Annotated in this window: 17 protein-coding genes and 1 other annotated feature; of the genes, 9 read left to right on the top strand and 8 right to left on the bottom strand. The window is 43.1% G+C overall.

The genetic code is table 11. From position 1 onward, the window contains the following. The first annotated feature begins 65 nt into the window (after nt 1-65). From C6Y02_RS08055 to C6Y02_RS08040, 4 genes are all read left to right on the top strand, one after another. The gene (locus tag C6Y02_RS08055; protein WP_034661187.1) at nt 66-515 is read left to right on the top strand and encodes a YfmQ family protein; all 450 of its coding nucleotides are present in this window, start codon (nt 66-68) and stop codon (nt 513-515) included. A 150-nt stretch (nt 516-665) separates the two neighbouring features. Further along, nucleotides 666-1,898, top strand: a complete 1,233-nt coding sequence (locus C6Y02_RS08050) for a DNA polymerase IV (protein ID WP_034661188.1) — start codon at nt 666-668, stop codon at nt 1,896-1,898. Nucleotides 1,899-1,913: 15 nt separating this feature from the next. Then, nucleotides 1,914-2,258, top strand: coding sequence for a YolD-like family protein (locus C6Y02_RS08045; protein ID WP_106031031.1), 345 nt, complete (start codon nt 1,914-1,916; stop codon nt 2,256-2,258). Nucleotides 2,259-2,446: 188 nt separating this feature from the next. Next, on the top strand, nt 2,447-3,682 hold the full coding sequence (locus C6Y02_RS08040; RefSeq protein WP_034661190.1) for an MDR family MFS transporter: 1,236 nt from the start codon (nt 2,447-2,449) through the stop codon (nt 3,680-3,682). 30 nt (nt 3,683-3,712) lie between these two features. Here C6Y02_RS08040 and coaA read toward each other — a convergent pair whose 3' ends face one another. Next, a complete protein-coding gene (gene coaA, locus C6Y02_RS08035; RefSeq protein ID WP_106031030.1) occupies nt 3,713-4,672 on the bottom strand; it encodes a type I pantothenate kinase in 960 nt (319 codons plus the stop codon). A gap of 187 nt (nt 4,673-4,859) precedes the next feature. Here coaA and C6Y02_RS08030 point away from each other — a divergent pair, with 187 nt between their 5' ends. Next, a complete protein-coding gene (locus tag C6Y02_RS08030; RefSeq protein ID WP_106031029.1) occupies nt 4,860-6,188 on the top strand; it encodes a CoA-disulfide reductase in 1,329 nt (442 codons plus the stop codon). A gap of 64 nt (nt 6,189-6,252) precedes the next feature. On the opposite strand, the gene C6Y02_RS08025 is transcribed toward C6Y02_RS08030, so the two are convergent. Together C6Y02_RS08025 and C6Y02_RS08020 are read right to left on the bottom strand one after the other, a co-directional pair. Beyond that, nucleotides 6,253-7,029: an SDR family NAD(P)-dependent oxidoreductase gene (locus tag C6Y02_RS08025; RefSeq protein ID WP_106031028.1), complete on the bottom strand. Its 777-nt coding sequence runs from the start codon at nt 7,027-7,029 to the stop codon at nt 6,253-6,255. A 12-nt stretch (nt 7,030-7,041) separates the two neighbouring features. Continuing rightward, nucleotides 7,042-7,992, bottom strand: coding sequence for an MBL fold metallo-hydrolase (locus C6Y02_RS08020; RefSeq protein ID WP_106031027.1), 951 nt, complete (start codon nt 7,990-7,992; stop codon nt 7,042-7,044). A 169-nt stretch (nt 7,993-8,161) separates the two neighbouring features. Next, nucleotides 8,162-8,373, top strand: a binding site (T-box leader). A gap of 41 nt (nt 8,374-8,414) precedes the next feature. Between C6Y02_RS08020 and proC the strand changes: the two genes are divergently transcribed. Next, nucleotides 8,415-9,242 carry a pyrroline-5-carboxylate reductase gene (proC, locus tag C6Y02_RS08015; RefSeq protein WP_066030697.1) on the top strand — a complete coding sequence of 276 codons (828 nt, stop codon included), beginning with the start codon at nt 8,415-8,417 and terminating at the stop codon, nt 9,240-9,242. Nucleotides 9,243-9,288: 46 nt separating this feature from the next. On the opposite strand, the gene C6Y02_RS08010 is transcribed toward proC, so the two are convergent. Together C6Y02_RS08010 and C6Y02_RS08005 are read right to left on the bottom strand one after the other, a co-directional pair. Beyond that, on the bottom strand, nt 9,289-9,771 hold the full coding sequence (locus tag C6Y02_RS08010) for a DinB family protein (RefSeq protein WP_106031026.1): 483 nt from the start codon (nt 9,769-9,771) through the stop codon (nt 9,289-9,291). A 121-nt stretch (nt 9,772-9,892) separates the two neighbouring features. Continuing rightward, entirely contained in the window at nt 9,893-11,506 is a 1,614-nt protein-coding gene (locus C6Y02_RS08005) for a M20/M25/M40 family metallo-hydrolase (RefSeq protein WP_106031025.1), read from the bottom strand. Nucleotides 11,507-11,646: 140 nt separating this feature from the next. Here C6Y02_RS08005 and namA point away from each other — a divergent pair, with 140 nt between their 5' ends. After that, nucleotides 11,647-12,663, top strand: a complete 1,017-nt coding sequence (namA, locus tag C6Y02_RS08000; RefSeq protein WP_106031024.1) for an NADPH dehydrogenase NamA — start codon at nt 11,647-11,649, stop codon at nt 12,661-12,663. 119 nt (nt 12,664-12,782) lie between these two features. Beyond that, nucleotides 12,783-13,547: an alpha/beta fold hydrolase gene (locus C6Y02_RS07995; RefSeq protein ID WP_106031023.1), complete on the top strand. Its 765-nt coding sequence runs from the start codon at nt 12,783-12,785 to the stop codon at nt 13,545-13,547. Nucleotides 13,548-13,594: 47 nt separating this feature from the next. On the opposite strand, the gene C6Y02_RS07990 is transcribed toward C6Y02_RS07995, so the two are convergent. Then, nucleotides 13,595-14,902 (bottom strand): aspartate aminotransferase type Ic, encoded by a 1,308-nt coding sequence (locus C6Y02_RS07990; RefSeq protein ID WP_066030694.1) that lies wholly within the window; start codon nt 14,900-14,902, stop codon nt 13,595-13,597. A 139-nt stretch (nt 14,903-15,041) separates the two neighbouring features. After that, nucleotides 15,042-15,971, bottom strand: coding sequence for a ribonuclease Z (rnz, locus tag C6Y02_RS07985; protein WP_034661203.1), 930 nt, complete (start codon nt 15,969-15,971; stop codon nt 15,042-15,044). A gap of 221 nt (nt 15,972-16,192) precedes the next feature. On the opposite strand from rnz, the gene zwf reads away from it, so the two are divergent. Then, nucleotides 16,193-17,668: a glucose-6-phosphate dehydrogenase gene (gene zwf, locus C6Y02_RS07980; protein ID WP_034661204.1), complete on the top strand. Its 1,476-nt coding sequence runs from the start codon at nt 16,193-16,195 to the stop codon at nt 17,666-17,668. A gap of 47 nt (nt 17,669-17,715) precedes the next feature. Here the strand turns inward: zwf and C6Y02_RS07975 are convergent, their stop codons facing one another. Next, nucleotides 17,716-18,438 carry a GntR family transcriptional regulator gene (locus tag C6Y02_RS07975; RefSeq protein ID WP_106031022.1) on the bottom strand — a complete coding sequence of 241 codons (723 nt, stop codon included), beginning with the start codon at nt 18,436-18,438 and terminating at the stop codon, nt 17,716-17,718. Nucleotides 18,439-18,489 lie beyond the last annotated feature (51 nt).

Below are 18,489 nucleotides of genomic sequence, written 5' to 3'. Positions count from 1 at the left end.
TTCTTTTGGTATGTTAAGATGGTTCATATAGGAAATGTAACAAATGTTTATTGGAGATGATGATATTGGTTTGGATTGTTACTTCACTTGTTGTGTTTAGTCTTTTAAAGCTTCTTGTCACTTCGCTGCCTTCTGGTGTTGTGGAACGCCTTTTTAGTCGTTATGCGGTGCATGCAAAAGTAACAAGTGATCAAACAACGATCATGTTTGAAGATCGTCCGCTCAATGATCAGCAAGTATCTGAAATTATTCAACATTTTAATGATGCGATCTTTATTGAACGCTATTATATTTATCCTGGTGATGAAGAGCGTTTTCTTCATCCGCAGGAAGGGCCTGCGCCGCTTACCATGCAAACAAAGCTTGGCAAACATGATGTGACCCTTTATCTGTATCATTACGATGACCACGTGGATGTGGTGCGGCAGTTTACACATAAGCCTAAGAAAAAACTGACGGCCTATCGTTTGCGTTCTGAGCCGCTCCAAACATCTCACAACTTGGCACATGCTTAAAATAATGTTGCATCAAATGAGACGAAGTGGAAGACACTTCGTCTTTTTTGTATGGATTTACACTCTTTTCTTTGAATGATTTACCAGTATCAATTTCGCCTCCTGACGGTTACAATATAAACGGAACATATGTTCTAAGAGGTGAAAATAATGAATGAACGAGCCATTCTGCTTGTGGATATGCAATCGTTTTATGCGTCAGTCGAAAAAGTGGAGGCTCCCCACTTGAAGGATGTGCCGCTCATCGTCTCTGGAGATCCTGAGCGGCGGAGCGGGGTCGTACTTGCCGCCTGCCCGCTCGCTAAAAAACGAGGCGTACAAAATGCATCAAGATTATGGGAAGCGCAGGAGAAATGCCCCGAAGCTGTCGTCGTACGCCCCCGTATGCAGCGCTATCTTGATATCTCTGTCATGATAACAGAGCTGCTCGAACAATACACAGATCTTGTCGAACCGTATTCAATTGATGAACAATTTCTTGATATTACAGGCAGTCTGACACTACTCGGTTCTCCCCGCGAGATCGCTCAAAATATACAAACAACCATTATGAACCAGACTGGCATTTACGCACGTGTTGGCATCGGTCCTAATAAAGTGCTCGCTAAAATGGCCTGTGACCATTTTGCTAAAAAAAACACATCTGGTATCTATGAACTTCGTACAGACAGTGTTGCGGCTGATTTATGGCCGCTTCCGATTGGAAAATTATTTGGCGTCGGCAAACGAATGGAGCACCATTTAAAACGAATGGGCATCAGTACCATTGGGACGCTTGCTGCTTATCCGTTAGACCGGCTTAAAAAACGCTGGGGAATCAACGGAGAGCTTTTGCAGCGAACAGCTTTAGGGCATGATCCCTCTCCGGTCACCATTCACACACATGATCAGCAAAAAGCGGTTGGACATCATATGACTCTTCCCCATGATTATGCGTCTTTTGAGGATATCAAAGTCGCTCTTCTTGAATTGAGTGAAGAAGTGGCAAGACGTGCACGCTTTAAGCATTATCTTGGGCAAACAGTGTCTGTTGGCGTGAGAGGCGCTGATTTTTCTCATCCGACTGGATTTCATAGACAAATCAAGCTTCATTCACCTACACAGTACGGGACAGATATTGCAGACGCAGCCATTCAGCTATGCAAGCAGCACTGGGATGGCCAGCCCATTCGCAGTGTGGGTATTACTCTCTCACAGCTGCAGTCTGACAGCCAATATCAGCTGACTTTATTTGATCACCATGTTCAAAAAGACAAACTCAGCAAAGTATTTGATGCGATCCACATGAAGTATGGACCTGCTGCCCTGCTGCACGCTTCGTCACTGACAAGCGCAGGGCAGGCGTATCACCGCGCCGAAAAAATTGGCGGACATTACAAATAACGGAGGCGAACAGCCATGAATCCCAATAAATTAACACCTGGATACAACCTCATGTGGGAATCAAGCCGAATGATGCTTCCAGAGCACCGGGAGCAGCTGCTTGCTCAAAAACGGAAGAAAAAAGAGTACACCCCTCCCCCGCTGAGCACCGATCAACTGGAGGAAATGAATTTTTTGATCACACAGTCGATTACCGAGGATCAAGCGATTTACGTGACATATGCCGCAGCAGGTATGAAAGAGCAGTTTTGGGGCTGGGTAAAAGCCATTCATTATGAAACGCAGCGCATAAAAATCGTCAATGATGAGGATGTTCTCAACCTGTCCTTGCAGCAAATCATCGCGATCGACCTTGATTAAATTTTCGCCAAATGACCGCGCAAATCAGTGACATAGAAGCACTGGCAGCAAAAAGCAAACCTCCAAATGGCGAGCCAATCTTGCTTCTTTGCCATATGGCAGATGTCTCCTCCATCAAATTGTGTATTTAATTTGCACAATTTTTCATGTATGATTGGAACATCTTACAAACTCAGGGGAGAAACAGCATGAAAAATAACTTACGTACGTTACATCCGCTTAGTTGGACGATCATCATCGGCACCATATTTGGCCGAATGGCGACGTCCATGAGCATTCCTTTTTTGGCCGTTTATTTGACACAAGTCAAAGGCGCCTCAGCGTCTTCTGCTGGATTAATCATTGCCGTTAGCTCTCTGATTGGGATCGTTGCGAGTTTTTACGGCGGATATATTTCTGATCGTATCGGCAGAAAAAAGGTCATGCTTCTATCGATCTTCGGTTGGTCACTTGTCTTTGTTGGCTTTGCATTTGCAGATGCCATTTGGGTCTTCTTTATCATGAACGCTTTAAACGGACTGTGCCGGGCACTGTTTGAACCAACATCTAAGGCGCTCTTATCTGATGTCACCCCATCAAGTATTCGGTTGTTTGTGTTTAATTTACGGTATACAGCCATTAACATAGGGGTCATCTTCGGTCCTCTGCTTGGCTTATATCTCGGGTCATCGAAAACAACGTTCCCATTTCTCGTTGCTGCCTTCATTTACTTGTTATACGGATTAACGCTGGTCTGGCAATTTCAGAAACATCCAGTTGCTGCTCCAGAAAGCACGAAACAAATTGGTGTCAAAAAAGCCCTTTCCATTATCCAAAAAGATACGGTCTTTAGCATTATCCTCATCGGCGTGACCTTATGTTCGTTCGGGTATTCGCATTTGAGCTCAACGCTGCCTCAATATTTATCCGCTTCACCTATGATTGAGGATGGTCCGAAACTGTTTGGATACCTTTTATCTTTAAATGCAGTTGTTGTCATTGTCGTACAATATCCGCTCATCATGATCGCCAAGCGCTACTCCACCATTTTGTCGCTGACCACTGGGAATATTCTTCTTGCCGGCAGTTTGTTTGCTATTGCTTTTTCACAGAGTCTCGGCATGCTTGCTTTCATCATTGTCGTGTTTACAATTGGAGAGGTTCTGCTGTTTGCGATGATGGATCTTTTTGTAGACAATGTGGCAAAGCCAGAAGTAAAGGGATCGTACTTTGGTGCGATGGGATTTTCTCAGCTCGGCAGCGTCATCGGACCATTTGTCGGCGGACTGTGCATTGACTATTTTGGCGCAGCCCATCCCTTCTCCATTTTTTCAGTCTTGTCGATGGTCACCATCGCAGGTGTCCCGTTCTTACTCATTGGATACTACCGCCTGAAAAAGCGATCCGCAGCTGCGGTCGCTGTTAAAGTCAGTGGAGATCATTAAAAAAACCGCTCTCGTTTGAGCGGTTTTCCTTTATACTCGGCGGATAGCAATCTCTTCCACCTTATGCTGATCACCTTTTTTCAAAATGAGATCGGCTCGATATTTTGTCGGTAAAATATTTTGATATAAATTAGGGCGATTGACGGTATTCCAAATCGTGCTTGCCATGTGATCTGCCTCTTCATTCGTCAAATCTTTGTATTGATGAAAGAAGGATTCAGGGTCTTGGAAAGCTGTTTCCCTTAGCAAACGGAACCGTTCTTTATACCATGATTGAATTTGCGTTTCAGCAGCATCTACATAAATCGAAAAATCAAAGAAATCTGATACAAACACACGCGGTTCATCCTTCAGATCATCCAGCGCTGGGGATTGCAGCACATTGATTCCTTCAATGATGACAATATCGGCATCCTCCACTGTTTCATACACCCCTTCAAGCCGGTCATAGGTCAGATGCGAATATACCGGGGCATGAACAGTTTGTTTGCCCGATTTTAATTCGTTTAAAAAAGACAACAAGGCTTTGACATCATAGCTTTCCGGGAAGCCTTTCTTTTCCATGAGTCCTCGATCCTTTAATTCTTTTTGAGGATACAAAAAGCCATCTGTTGTCACAAGACTCACTTTCAGCCCATCTCCAAGCCTCGATAAAAGCGTTTCAATGATACGAGCCGTTGTACTTTTCCCGACAGCCACACTTCCAGCAATCCCAATTAAAAAAGGGATTTTCGCATGATGCGGGTAGTTTAAAAAGGCATTCACATGCTGATTTTTTTGTTTTTCTGCAAAGACATGCAATGTCAGAAAACGAATAAGTGGTATGTAAATATCTTGAACTTCTTCAAGCGATAAATAGTCATTTAATCCTTGAAGTGCTCTCGCTTCCTCTTCTGAAACAGATACCGGCATATATTCCCCAAGAGCAGACCAAGCCTCTCTTGTATGGCGTGTATATAAAGTATTAAAATCTAGTCGCGTGTCACTCAAAGTCTTTCCCACCAATCTTCACTAAACTCGTAACCAAAAAGACGATAATCCGATTGTAGCTTAAAATGAAGGCGCTGTCTTTATTTTTCAACTAAAGTTTGCTTCTTTTGCGAAAAAAAGCATTAAAAAAAGGAAAATGAGGGTAAATAAGAGTATTCAGTTCGATAGATAGAAGGGAGCACACCAAATGAAATATGTGATGATTGGCGGAGATGCAGCAGGAATGAGCTGTGCTATGCAAATATATAGAGAGGATCCAGAGGCACATATTGTCGCTTTTGAAAAAGGAGAGATTTTCTCATATGGACAGTGCGGCCTTCCCTACTTGATCGGCGGTCTCATTGATCATCACAGCAAGCTGATTGCACGCAGCACTGAAACCTTTCGCGACAAATATGGAATTGATGCTAGATGCTTACACGACGTGACCTCCATTGACCCAAAGCAAAAAACGGTGTCAGGTCATCATACGAAAACAAAAGAACCATTTATCGAAAGCTATGACCGCCTCTTAATTGCGACAGGAGCAAGCCCCGTCACACTGGGTTTAGACAATCAGCCGCTAGAAGGCGTACACGTATTAAAAACCATTCCGCATGCGCTGTCCATTTTAGACCATTTAAAACAAAATATCACACATGTCACCATTATTGGCGGCGGGTATATCGGCTTAGAAATGGCTGAAAATTTAAAAAAGCTGGGAAAAAAAGTACATATCATTCAGCGGGGTTCAACACTAGGTCCGGGCTTTGACCCCGATATGGCAAAGCATCTGAAAGAAGAGGCGGATGCCCAAGGTATTCACGTGACACTTGGGGAAACCGTGCAGACATTAGAGGGCGAGTCACATGTAACAGCTGTTCAAACAGACAAACAAACCATTAAAACGGATATGGTCATCATGGCCATCGGCGTCACACCGCAAACATCCTTTTTAGACAAAACAGGAATCAAGCGTCTTCCAAATGGCGCCATTGTTGTAAACGAATACATGCAAACCAATGTAAAAGACATCTATGCTGCCGGGGATTGCGCAGCAACTTATCACCGCATCAAACAATCACTAGATTATATTCCGCTCGGCACAACGGCGAATAAACAAGGAAGAATCGCTGGTTTTCATATGACGGGAACAAACCGGGCGTTTCAAGGCGTGACTGGAACAGCAGTGATGAAATTTATGAGCATGACAGCAGGACGAACGGGCTTATCAGAAAAGGAAGCACAAGCAGCTGACATTCCTTATTCCACCATCACCATTGACAGTACGGATCACGCTGGATATTATCCAGATGCGCAGAAAATGAAAGTCAAACTGATTTACAGAAGTGATGACTACACCTTGCTCGGTGCCCAAATCATCGGAAGAAACGGTGTAGATAAACGGATCGATGTGATGGCAACTGTCCTTTACCAACAGCTGACCATAACAGATCTTGAAGATTTAGATATTAGCTATGCCCCGCCTTTTAACAGTGTGTGGGACCCGCTTCAGCAAGCAGCAAGGCGGAGATAAAAAGACGGTCACAATGGCGTCTTATCTCAAAAAAAGAAACCAGCTCACGACCGGTTTCTTTTTGTTATTTTTTCATCATCGCTTTGCGTGCTGCTTTTTCAAATAAAAACGGGAATAATTGATACAATTTACTGCCAGCGTTCATCCATCCAGGCAGATTAATCTCTCTTTTTTTCGTCATCATAGCGGATACGACCTTCCCAGCCACCTTGTCCGCACTAAGCATCATGAATTCAACATTCTTCACATATTCACCGCTGCGATCGGCGATGGTAAAAAAGTCAGTGGCGATCGGTCCTGGATTCACCGTGGTGACGTGAATGCCGAGGTCTGCCAGCTCCATTCTAAGGCTGTTTGAAAATCCAAGGACGGCATGCTTTGATGCCGAATAAATGGCTGATTTCGGAGTGGCAATCTTTCCTGCCTGAGAAGCAATATTGATAATATGTCCATGTCCTCTTTGTTTCATCTCTGGAATGACCTTTTTCGTGCAGGCGATTAAGCCAAACACGTTTACTTCAAACATCGACACCATTTCCTCAATGGACGCATCTTCAACGAGATCAAACGCACCAAAACCGGCATTGTTAACCAAAATATCAACAGCCCCCACTTCTTGATATGCGCGATCAATGTCCTCAAGGTGACTGACATCTAACTCCACGATGTGACACACCCCGCCAGCACTCATAATCTTTTCTTTTACACCCGTCAGCTTTTCGATTCGTCTTGCTGAAATAATGATTTCTGCGCCTTCTTCTGCTGCCAAGTACGCCATTTTTTCACCAATGCCCCCAGATGCGCCTGTAATCCATATCCTCTTTCCTGTTAATCTCCCCATGCGTTTCACTCCTTAGTTTGCCCTGTAATAGAGAATTCCGTCTTTTTGCACTTCTTCAATTTGCCCGGCTTCTAAGAGGACATCCAGCTGCCCAACTGTCTCCGACATCGTTAAAAATAAGGCCTCTTCATACAGCACTGGAAATAGCTTGCGGCAAAGATGAAAGGCAGTCATTTCTTTTCGTTTGAGCAGCTGATACATCGTATTTGCCCGTTTCTCTTGTTTCTTAAATCTTTCTTCGATCAATTCATGATGAGAGGTAATGAGCTCACCGTGTCCTGGATAAATCGTCTTGATTGGCAGATGCAATAATCGATTGAGTGATGCTTTATATTGAAGCAGCGATTTTTGACGTTCCTCCCCTTCAAACGGCGCTTCCATTAACGGGTTTGAGGAAATGGTCGTCAAAAGCAGGTCTCCACCAATGAAATGGCCCGTTGTTTCATCTAGAAAGGAAAGATGAGATTGTGCATGTCCCGGTGTTTCCATCACGAAGAAGTGTTCATGCTCTTTCAACCGATCGCCTTCTTTGATGACGTCATCTACATGTGCAGTACAGGAATATGTATAAGATTGCTTCACGATTCTTTCACACTCACCTTGACGAAGCGGCACACCTAACTGCTGAAAAAAGCGTTCCATAAAAGCAATTTGACGCTCTTTAAACACAGGGTCCTGGCTAATATACGGCTCATTTAACTCGTGTCCGATCACACGGACATGAGGTTTCATCAGATTTAAAAGACCGACATGATCTGCATGATGATGGGTCAACACCACTTGATCAATATCGTCTATCGATAAACGATGCTCTTGTAGTTGCGCGACAAAGGCGTGCTCCGCCTCTTCTGTCATCGGCCCGCAGTCCACTAAGGTCACGGCTTCTCCTTTTAATATATATGCATGTACATCCCCAACAGCAAACGGTGTAGGGATGGATAATTGAATGATGTCTTCTTTCACTTTTATATGTCATCTCCTGCTTTTTGACTCATGGTTCATTGTAACTCTGTCTTCTTTATTCATTGTATCTTGCAAAAGGCAGACTGTCATGCGGTTTAGGCGGTCAATTTTTTTATCTGTCCCTATTGACACAAACTTGTCCATCGTTGCATAATGAACAACAAATATAAGATGCGCGATGACAAGGATTAGTAAGCAAAATAATGATGAAAGAGAGTGAGGTCCGTCGGCTGTAAGGCCTCACCGTCCTCTTATTTGCTGAACCTGCCCTTTGAGCTGTTAGGCAAACCTAAACGTTTCCCGCGTTAAGGGACTAGAGCTGAGTATGCATGTCTGCATGCTAATTGAGGGTGGTACCGCGAAAAACCTTTCGTCCTTTTCAGGCGAGAGGTTTTTTTATTTTCTACAAGGAGGAGCAGCTTATGAGTAAAATTGGATTTATTGGTGCAGGCTCGATGGCAGAGTCGATGATAAAAGGTTTATTAAAAAGCGGCATCATGTCAAATGAAGATATTATTGTCACAAACAAAACGAATGAAAAACGTCTAGAAGAATTAAAGGTGCGTTATGGGGTCAAAACGGATTTCTCTCGTTCTTTTATTTATGAAGAAGCGGATATTCTCGTATTTGCTTTAAAACCGAAAGATGCGGAAAGCGGGATATCTGATGTGCGGCCTCATTTACAAGGACAGTTGATCATTTCGATTTTAGCTGGCATCTCCATTGAAACGATTCAGCACTATGCTGGCGAGAAGACTGCGGTGGTTCGCGCAATGCCAAATACATCAGCGGCGATTCAGCAATCAGCAACAGGCATTGCCGTAAGTCAAGAAGTGACAGAGGATCAAAAGAATAAAGCAATCGAGCTGTTTGAAACGATCGGTCATGTGACGGTATTGGATGAATCACAGCTGAATGCTGTTACAGCTATTGCAGGAAGCGGCCCTGCCTTCATTTATCATTTGATTGAAGGAATGGAGCGAGGCGCCTCGGAACTTGGGATGGACCAAGCAACAGCGAAGTTACTCATTTGCCAGATGATTGCGGGCGCCGCCAACATGCTTCAAAGCAGCGGTAAAGAACCTGCTGAATTGCGCAAAGAAATCACAAGTGAAGGCGGAACGACAGAAGCCGGCCTGAACACACTTGCTGCCTATCAATTTGAAGAAGCCGTTGTCGATTGTGTTAAAACGGCAACAAAACGCGCAGCAGAATTAAACGAAATGTTTTCAGCAAGCACGTATAAATGATAGAGAAAAGCACCTGTTTTGATGACAGGTGCTTTTTTACATACTGCTATCGTTCACTCTTTGACATGATGGCTTTGATTTGATCCAGATGATGTTGTTCATGTAAAGCGATGGTTTCAGCTAATATCTGCACTGTCATCACCCCTTCTTCCGGATGCACACCCGATTGCTCCCATGTATCCTTTTCTAATAGATGAAGTGTCTTGCTTCTTCTCTCTTTCAATCGTTTGAACAGTGCTTTGATCTCCTGTTCGTTATACCTTTCATAGCCTCTTTCCTTCACATATATTTCAGGATCATACGATTGAAAAGGCGTCTGTTCATCTGATATCGCCTGCTCTATCCGCTCTGACCAGACTTCTTCTGTATCATACAAATGCCCTGCGATTTGCTTGATCGACCACTTGCCCTCTCCCAAAGATTGATCTAGTGTGTGCTCATCACATATTTCCACTAGCTTTTCTAGTTCACGGCTACTTTCCTGAAGCGATGTAATGATGTCTGTTTTTGTTAATTTTCCAGTTTCCATTCAATCCTCACAATCTCCCTTCAAATAAATGTAAGTCTTATTCTTTATCATACTCTATCTAAGTCGATGGATCGTCTATTTAAAAATAAAAGCCCTATCACGATAGGGCTTTCACACATACTCAATGTTTCTCTAACAAAGCATGAATCGCTGATTCTAGTAATTCTGGCAAAATGCCGAATGAGAACGGGATGTGCAGCCGCTCTGTCCATTTGTGCGGGTCCTTTCCTAATGGGCCCACGTTGATGACTGGAACGTAAAGTGCTCCCTTTTCTCCTTCCGGTAAAGAATAGCCTTTTTGATAAAGCGGCATATTGGTCGTGTAATGACCTACGTCCTGTTTTTCGAGCTGTAAGTAACTTAAATCAGACAATCCAGGGAAATATTTCACTTCTTCTATTTCAAGTCCATAACTCTTTTTTGCCTCTATTTGAATCCTCTTTAAAGTTGTTTGGATATGCGGATCTTCCGTTGAGGAAACCGCAGGATAAAATGGCGGACTATAAAATAGAACAATCAGCGGCCCTTCTTCCTTACAAAGCGTCGTCAGCTCAGAGACGATTTTGGTTGAAAAATCACGATCTCCAAGCTCACCTCGATTGGCGAAAGCATAGTTAACAATGCGTTCAACCTCCTGTTTACCTGAGCGTTCTGCAGCTTTTTGATACAGCTCATGATACGTGAGAACCGTAATCTTCGTATCAATCGGTGTAAAAGGTTTAAAGCGCTGAAACTCAGCTGTTTTCTGTTTGAGATTGGCCTCGATTTCGTCTGCTGCTTGTTTCGCAGTGTCATAGAGAAGCCCGTGCAGTTCTTCACTTGAACGATTCATCATCAGCACATTAAATAAAGAAACAGCTGTGTGAGGTGTTTGAACGGAATAGGCTTCTTTTAAGTCCTTTTGCATCAAGTTGGTGGGCGGCGGCGTTATTTCACCGTCTACTTCCTCACAATAATCACTATTCAGCTCTAACAGCCGGTTTAATTCAGATACCATAAAATTCGCATTTAAGCCTGAGAATGGCTCTCCTACATGTGTTTCAATTCCTTTGCAGAAAAATCCGGCCAGCACCTTCCCTATACTGCCTGTATACATATATTTGTGTTCATCACCTGGATATTTTTCAAACATGGGCTCACTGTTTAAGCACGCGGTATAGTCAAGGTCATGCTTTTCCTTAAGCTCCTTTAGTTTCGGAACAGCTTCAAGCATTCCTTGAGAATTCACTTCTTCATCAGGGACTGTGACGAGCAGGACATTTCCATGAAAGGTTTCTGTCATCGCTCTTTCCAGCATAGAAAGCTGTACAGTAAGACCTGCTTTCATATCCATGGCACCTCTTCCAAACAACCAGTCACCTGAAGCAAGATCTTCTCTTGCTCTTTTTGGGAGAAGCGCACTTTTTTGAGAAAATGACGCCATTAACTCTTCTGGTTTGCATGCCATGTTTTGAAATTCACCGTAATCTTCTGTATCGACGACATCGAAATGACTAAGCAGCAAAACGGTACGTGGCAGCGTGCTGCGCTTTACAAGCGCCGTTAAATAATACCGGCCATCTTTCATCGGATGCAAAGCCAAATGATCAGGGCTCTGCTTGAAATAAGGCCGCTCCCTCAGCAAATAATATAAATATTCAGCTAACGCAACTTCTCCAGTTGTACCCGATATGCTTTCATACTGCATAAGAGCTGTGAGCAGTTCCTTTAGTTCACTCTCTGTTTGCCATTTCATCCCTTTTCCCCCTTTGTTGTCTCTATCTCTCCATTATACAAAAACGCGTATAAAAGCTATATTCTTTGAGCACCTTTTATGACGAAAGTTTGAATGGCTGTTATAATCGGCTATACAATTCCATGAGGAGGCGAAGGTATTTGGAAACAAAACTCTTTTCACCTTGGACATTAAAAGGTGTTACACTGAAAAACCGCATCGTGATGTCCCCGATGTGTATGTATTCATCCTATGACCATGATGGGAAATTACAGCCTTTCCACTTTACACATTATATTTCCCGTGCCCAAGGTCAGGCTGGCCTGATCATGGTGGAGGCAAGTGCTGTTTCTCCCGAGGGAAGAATTAGTGATCAAGACCTCGGTATTTGGAGTGATGAGCACATTGAAGGATTTGCTTCATTAAACGAACAAATCAAAGCATACGGAACCAAGACAGCTATCCAGCTGGCTCATGCAGGGCGTAAGGCTGAACTAGGTGGTGACATCCTGGCACCATCAAGCATTCCATTTGATGAACAGTCTAAAACCCCTGCCCAAATGTCTGTCGATCAAATCAAAGATACCGTTCAGGCGTTTCAGGATGCAGCTGTCCGAGCAAAAAAGGCTGGCTTTGACATCATTGAAATTCATGGGGCGCATGGCTATTTGATCAATGAATTTCTTTCACCGCTGGCAAATCATCGAACAGATGACTATGGCGGTTCACCAGAGAACCGTTATCGTTTCTTAAGAGAAGTCATCGATGCAGTCAATGAAGTATGGGACGGACCATTATTTGTCCGTGTGTCTGCTTCTGATTACACGACAAAAGGACTTGATATTGCAGATTACATTGGCATTGCTACATGGCTGAAGGAACAAGGTGTCGACTTAATCGATGTCAGCTCAGGCGCTGTCGTACAGGCGAAAATCAACACATTCCCTGGCTACCAAGTGACCTTCGCAGAAAAAATAAAAGAAGGTGCCGGTATTCAAACAGGGGCAGTCGGTCTGATCACATCTGGTGTACAGGCAGAGGAAATTTTACGAAATCAGCGTGCAGACTTAATCTTTATAGGCAGAGAATTTTTACGGGATCCATACTTTCCAAAAACAGCTGCTCAAGAACTTCGTACATCTATCGAAGGCCCGCGTCAATATGATCGCGCTTGGTAAAAGCTCATAGAAAAAAGGTGTCTATTTTTTGAAATAGGCATCTTTTTTGTTTTTAAGAGAAACATATCAGCTTTTTGTGCCGTCTTTTAGCTAAAGAACCACTTAGAGGAGATGGAAGAATGAACTCGGCAATGATTGAAAGAATGTATCATATAGATGGACATCATTTTTATACAAAACATCGTCAAGGCAAAAGGCAAGCCACCATTATCTTTGAAGCAGGCTACGGCATTTCGGGTGATACGTGGTCGAATATGGTCCGCGATATTGATCCTGAGCTTGGGGTTTTCTTATACGATCGATTAGGAAATGGAAAGAGCAGTGACAGCAGTGAAGGAAGAACATTGCATGATCTTGCAGATGATTTAGATGCGCTGCTAGAAGAAGCCAATATTCAGCCGCCCTTTCTCATTGTGGCTCACTCATTTGGCTCTCTTGTCAGCCGGTTATGGGCAAGCCGCAGAGGAGATGACGTCATTGGCATGGTGATGTTAGACCCAGCAAGTGAGGAGCAAGAACAGGTCATCCTGCCGCTTTTATCAAGGGAAGAACGCACCTCATATATGGCGCAATTCACAGCAGAATGTACGCATGAGGACTTTCAGCAAATGCTAAGTACAATGAAAGAGGAGCAAACCCATTATGGGATGATGCCGCTCCTTGTCATTTCATCAGGTAAGAGCCGATTGTTTCATCCAGCGCATGAAGCTTGGCTCAGACTTCATAAACGGATGCTGTCTTTGTCATCCCAAAGCGGATGGATTCAGGCGCAGAACAGCTCGCACTATATTCATCATGATGAACCGCATATTGTGCAGCTTGCGATCTATGATGTATGGTGCGCAGCCAAACAACCTGTTTCCTATTATCAAACAGCCAATTAAAAACAAAAACTCCTTGACTAGTTATCAGTCAAGGAGTTTTCTTTTCTTTATGCCGTTGGAGCAGACTGACTTTTTTTAGAAAGCAGCTTTTCAATGCTGACAAGCTGAACACATAATGTAAAGATGTCAATCGCTTGCTCTAGTTCTTCAAGTGTTGGGAACGTTGGCGCAATGCGAATGTTACGATCAAGCGGGTCTTTTCCATAAGGATATGTCGCGCCTGCACCTGTCATTGTAACACCTGCTTCTTTTGCCTTTTGCACAACAGCTTTTGCACAATGATCGAGCGTATTTAAACTAATGAAATATCCGCCATTTGGCTTGTGCCATTCAGCAATGTCTTTCCCGCCAAGTGTTTCATCAAGAATGGAAAGAACGAGGTCAAACTTTGGCTTAATGATCGCTGCATGTTTTTTCATATGTTCCTTCAAGCCTTCTGGATTCTTGAAGAAACGAAGATGTCTTAATTGATTGATTTTGTCTGGTCCGATCGTTTGAACCGATAATTGCTTTTGAGTGAAGCTTACATTGTCCGGGCTAGACGCCATCAGTGCAATACCTGATCCTGGGAATGTAATTTTAGAAGTAGACGCAAACATAAACACACGATTTGGGTGCCCTGCTTCCTCTACTGCTTGAAAAATATCTTTTAACGTATCAGGCGTATCAGTTAGATGATGGACTGCGTATGCATCATCCCAAAAAATGCGGAAGTCGTCTGCTTTTGTTTTCATAGAAGCGAGGCGGTCAACAACCTCATCTGAATACGTAATGCCATCTGGGTTGCTATATTTTGGTACACACCAAATGCCTTTAATCGCTTCATCTTCTGCGACCAATTTTTCTACCTGATCCATATCAGGTCCATCAGCCTTCATATCGACTGTGATCATCTCTATGTTAAATAGCTCACAAATGGCAAAGTGACGGTCATATCCTGGGCTTGGTGCAAGGAATTTTACTTTTGGCAGCTTTCCCCAAGGTGTTTTGCTGTCATATACGCCGTGAGTCATGGCACGGGCAATGGTATCGTGCATCATATTAAGGCTGGAATTACCGCCGATGATGATTTGTTCTGGCTTCAGATTGAGTACATCTGCAAAAAATGTCTTCGTTTCAGGAAGCCCTGTCAAGCCGCCATAGTTTCGCACATCTGTGCCATCTTCAGCAGTCATCGCATCCTTTGATGTCACAACATCGAGCATGCCCATAGACAAATCGAGCTGTTTTGGTGAAGGTTTTCCTCTAGACATGTCTAAGTGTAAGTTTTTACTTTTATAAGTTTCGTACTCATTTTGTAGTGCTGCATATAGGTCATTTAATTCTGCTTCACTTAACGCTGTAAAACCGCTCATCTTTGATTGTGCCTCCCGTATTCTTCATAGTTTCATTCGTCATTTGTTTTTTCTTCACCATTTTACCACTACCTGAAAAAGAGAGTCATTATAAATATCAAAAAAATCACACAACTTTTTTTGACGATTCATCCAATTTTTACAGCGTGCGGTCAATGGAAAAAGAAAAGAAATCATGTGCAGCTTCTGTCAGCGGGAATATATCGCGGGCTTCTTTCAATAGTTGTTTCAGTGCCTCTTCTCCTTGGTAACGTGCACTAATATGGGTCAAAATTAATCTTTTTGCGCCTGCTTCCTGCGCCGTTTTCGCTGCTTGTTCTGTCGTGCTGTGATAATAATTGTAGGCTAGATCAGCATCTTCTTTACCGAATGTTGCTTCATGGACTAACACATCCGCATCTTTGGCAAGCCTTGTTATATTCTCGCATAAACGGGTATCTCCTGAAAATGCAACGATTCTCCCTTTTTTAGGGGGTTCCAAATAATCGGTTCCATCAATGATTCTTCCATCTTCGAGTGTCACGGTTTCCCCATTTTTTAACTTCTGATACAAAGGTCCAGGTTTTACACCGATTTCTTTCAGGTCTTCGGCTTTTAATGCACCTGGTACATCTTTTTCCACTACCCGATAGCCGTAAGCTGGAATACCGTGAGATACTCGTCTTGCTTCTACTTGAAAGGTATCATCTTCAAATATGATCCCTTCATCTATCTCTATGATATGCAGCGGATATGTCAAATGCGTTTGTGTAGCTGAAAGTGCTGCGTTCACAAACGCTTTGATGCCCTTAGGCCCATAGATCGTTAGTTCATCCTCTCCGCCTTGAAAGGATCTGCTGCCAAGCAGTCCTGGGAGACCGTATACATGATCACCATGCATATGAGTGATAAATATTTTCTCGATCTTTCTCGGTTTAATCGTTGTATGTAATATTTGATGCTGCGTCGCTTCTCCGCAATCAAAAAGCCACACTGCTTTTCTTTCTTCTAAAAGCTTTAGCGCAGTGCAAGTGACGTTTCTAGTTTTTGCAGGAATGCCTGCACCTGTTCCTAAAAAGAGCAGTTCCATTACTTTTCCTCCTAAAGCCGGTATACAATATCTTCATTCATATAGAATACATGAAGACAAGGTAAATGTGAATTCAGCGGAATTTTCGAAAAAAGTCAAACGAGAGCAGAAAAAGTCGAATCAAATGTTTGCTTTACGAACAATGAACCTTTAAAATAAAGAAAATGTACATACAATCTCGGTTTTTACAACAATGCTACGAATAAAGTGAGGTACTTTTCGTGAATACAGAAACTAACAATCCAAAAGCAGTCATTGTCATTTTTGGCGCAACAGGAGATCTTGCCAAACGCAAGCTCTACCCTTCTATACATAGACTTTTTCATAGCGGAAAGCTTGGTGATCAATTCGCCGTCGTCGGTGTTGGACGCCGTCCGTGGTCTCATGAGGATCTCAGAGCTGTGGTGAAAGAATCTGTTTCTTCTGATGATGCAGAAGCGAAAATAGAGGAATTCAGTTCGCATTTTTATTATCACGACTTTGACGTATCAAGCCCTGCTTCCTATCAATCGCTTAACACACTTTTAGCAGGCCTTGAAGATACGTACAGTATCCCAAATAACCGGATGTTCTATTTAGCGATGGCACCGGAATTCTTCGGAACGATTGCGAAGTTCCTAAAAAGTGAAGGCGTATCAAAAACAACCGGCTGGTCAAGACTTGTCATTGAAAAACCATTTGGCCATGACCTGCCAAGTGCCAAAACATTAAATGAAGAAATTCGAGATGCATTCTCTGAAGATCAAATTTATCGTATTGACCACTATCTCGGTAAACAAATGGTTCAAAACATTGAGGTCATCCGTTTTGCGAATGCCATCTTTGAACCACTTTGGACAAACCGATATATCTCAAACATTCAAATTACATCTAGTGAATCATTAGGGGTTGAAGACCGGGCTCGCTATTACGAAAGTTCAGGTGCACTAAGAGATATGGTCCAAAACCATATGCTTCAAATGGTGGCACTTTTAGCAATGGAGCCGCCAATTAAGCTGAATACAGAGGAGATCCGCAGCGAAAAACGGAAAGCATTACGCGCTCTTCGTCCTTTCTCTAAAGATGAGGTCGATCAATTCTTTGTCCGCGGACAGTATGATGCTGGTACGGTTGATGGCAGCATGGTTCCTTCCTATCTTGAAGAGCAAAATGTAGACCCGAACTCAAACACAGAAACATTTGTTGCAGGGAAGCTGCTCATTGATAACTTTAGATGGGCCGGGGTGCCATTTTACATTCGTACAGGAAAACGATTAGAAAAGAAATCTACTCAAATCGTTGTTCAATTTAAAGACATTCCAATGAACCTGTACTATGGAAACGGAAATTCCATGCATCCAAACTTACTCGTCATTCACATTCAGCCAGATGAAGGCATTACCCTTCACCTGAACGCTCGCAAGCTTGATGGCGGTACGTATGCGAAACCGATTAAGCTCGACTACCAAACAAACTATAACGACATCATGAATACACCAGAAGCATATGAAAAGCTGATTCATGACTGCTTGCTAGGCGATGCAACGAACTTTGCTCACTGGGATGAAGTGGCGCTTTCTTGGAACTTTGTTGATCCGATTTCTGAAAAATGGGCAGAAAACAAAACATTAAAACCAAATTATCCTGCTGGTTCAATGGGACCAAAAGAAGCCGATCAGCTTCTAGAAAAAGACGGATATCATTGGTGGAATATATAAAATGAAATAAAAAAAGAGCAGTCTCCCTCGGGGGTTCTGCTCTTTTTTTAACGTCCTGTTTTCGTAATTTCAACCGTTGAAAAGTCGAACTTATCATAGCGGTGATGACTAAAGGAGTACTCAAACGGGCGGCCTGTGTTTAAATAAGCAACCTGCTCGACTTCGAGCACAGGATCCGTTGGGTCACAGCCTAAATATTGCTGGTCCAGCTCATCTGATTTAGCCGCTCTAATTTTCTTGTGCGCTCCTGCCACTTTTAAATGGAGTTCATTTGATATGTAGCCATAAATCGATCCCAATAAAACCTCTTCATCTATGCCCTTAATGAGATTAACGGGCATAAACGTTTTTTCTAATACATATGGCTCCTCGTCCACAAGACGGAGCCGGATGATGTCGTAAATGGGTGTGGTGGAGTCAATGAATAGATGGGCTGCCACCTCTTCGCTTGGAAAATGGACATCAAAGCGAATGATTTGGGTTGTGACGTTTTTATCCGCCATGACTTTTGTGAACCCTTTATTTTCATGGCCTGATACATTGATTGCCCCTTGATTGAGCGCTGCCTTCACAATAAATGTGCCGTGGCCTCTTTTTCTAAAGAGCAGACCTTCTGCTACGAGAAGATCGAGCGCACGCTTCATCGTCATTCGACTGCATTGAAATTCAGCGGCAAGCGAGTTTTCATCTGGAATGGGTTGATCTTCTGGATAATATGCTGTTCCTATTCGTTTTCTGATTTCTTCTGAAATGAGTTCGTACTTTTTCATCTCACACCACCAACTGACTTGTTTTTTCATAGCTTCCTCTCATTCTACACT

Origin of the sequence: Bacillus sp. NMCC4 (assembly GCF_002998555.1) — a bacterium.
Classification (GTDB): Bacteria; Bacillota; Bacilli; order Bacillales; family Bacillaceae; genus Bacillus.
This window is presented reverse-complemented; position numbering and strand designations above follow the sequence as displayed.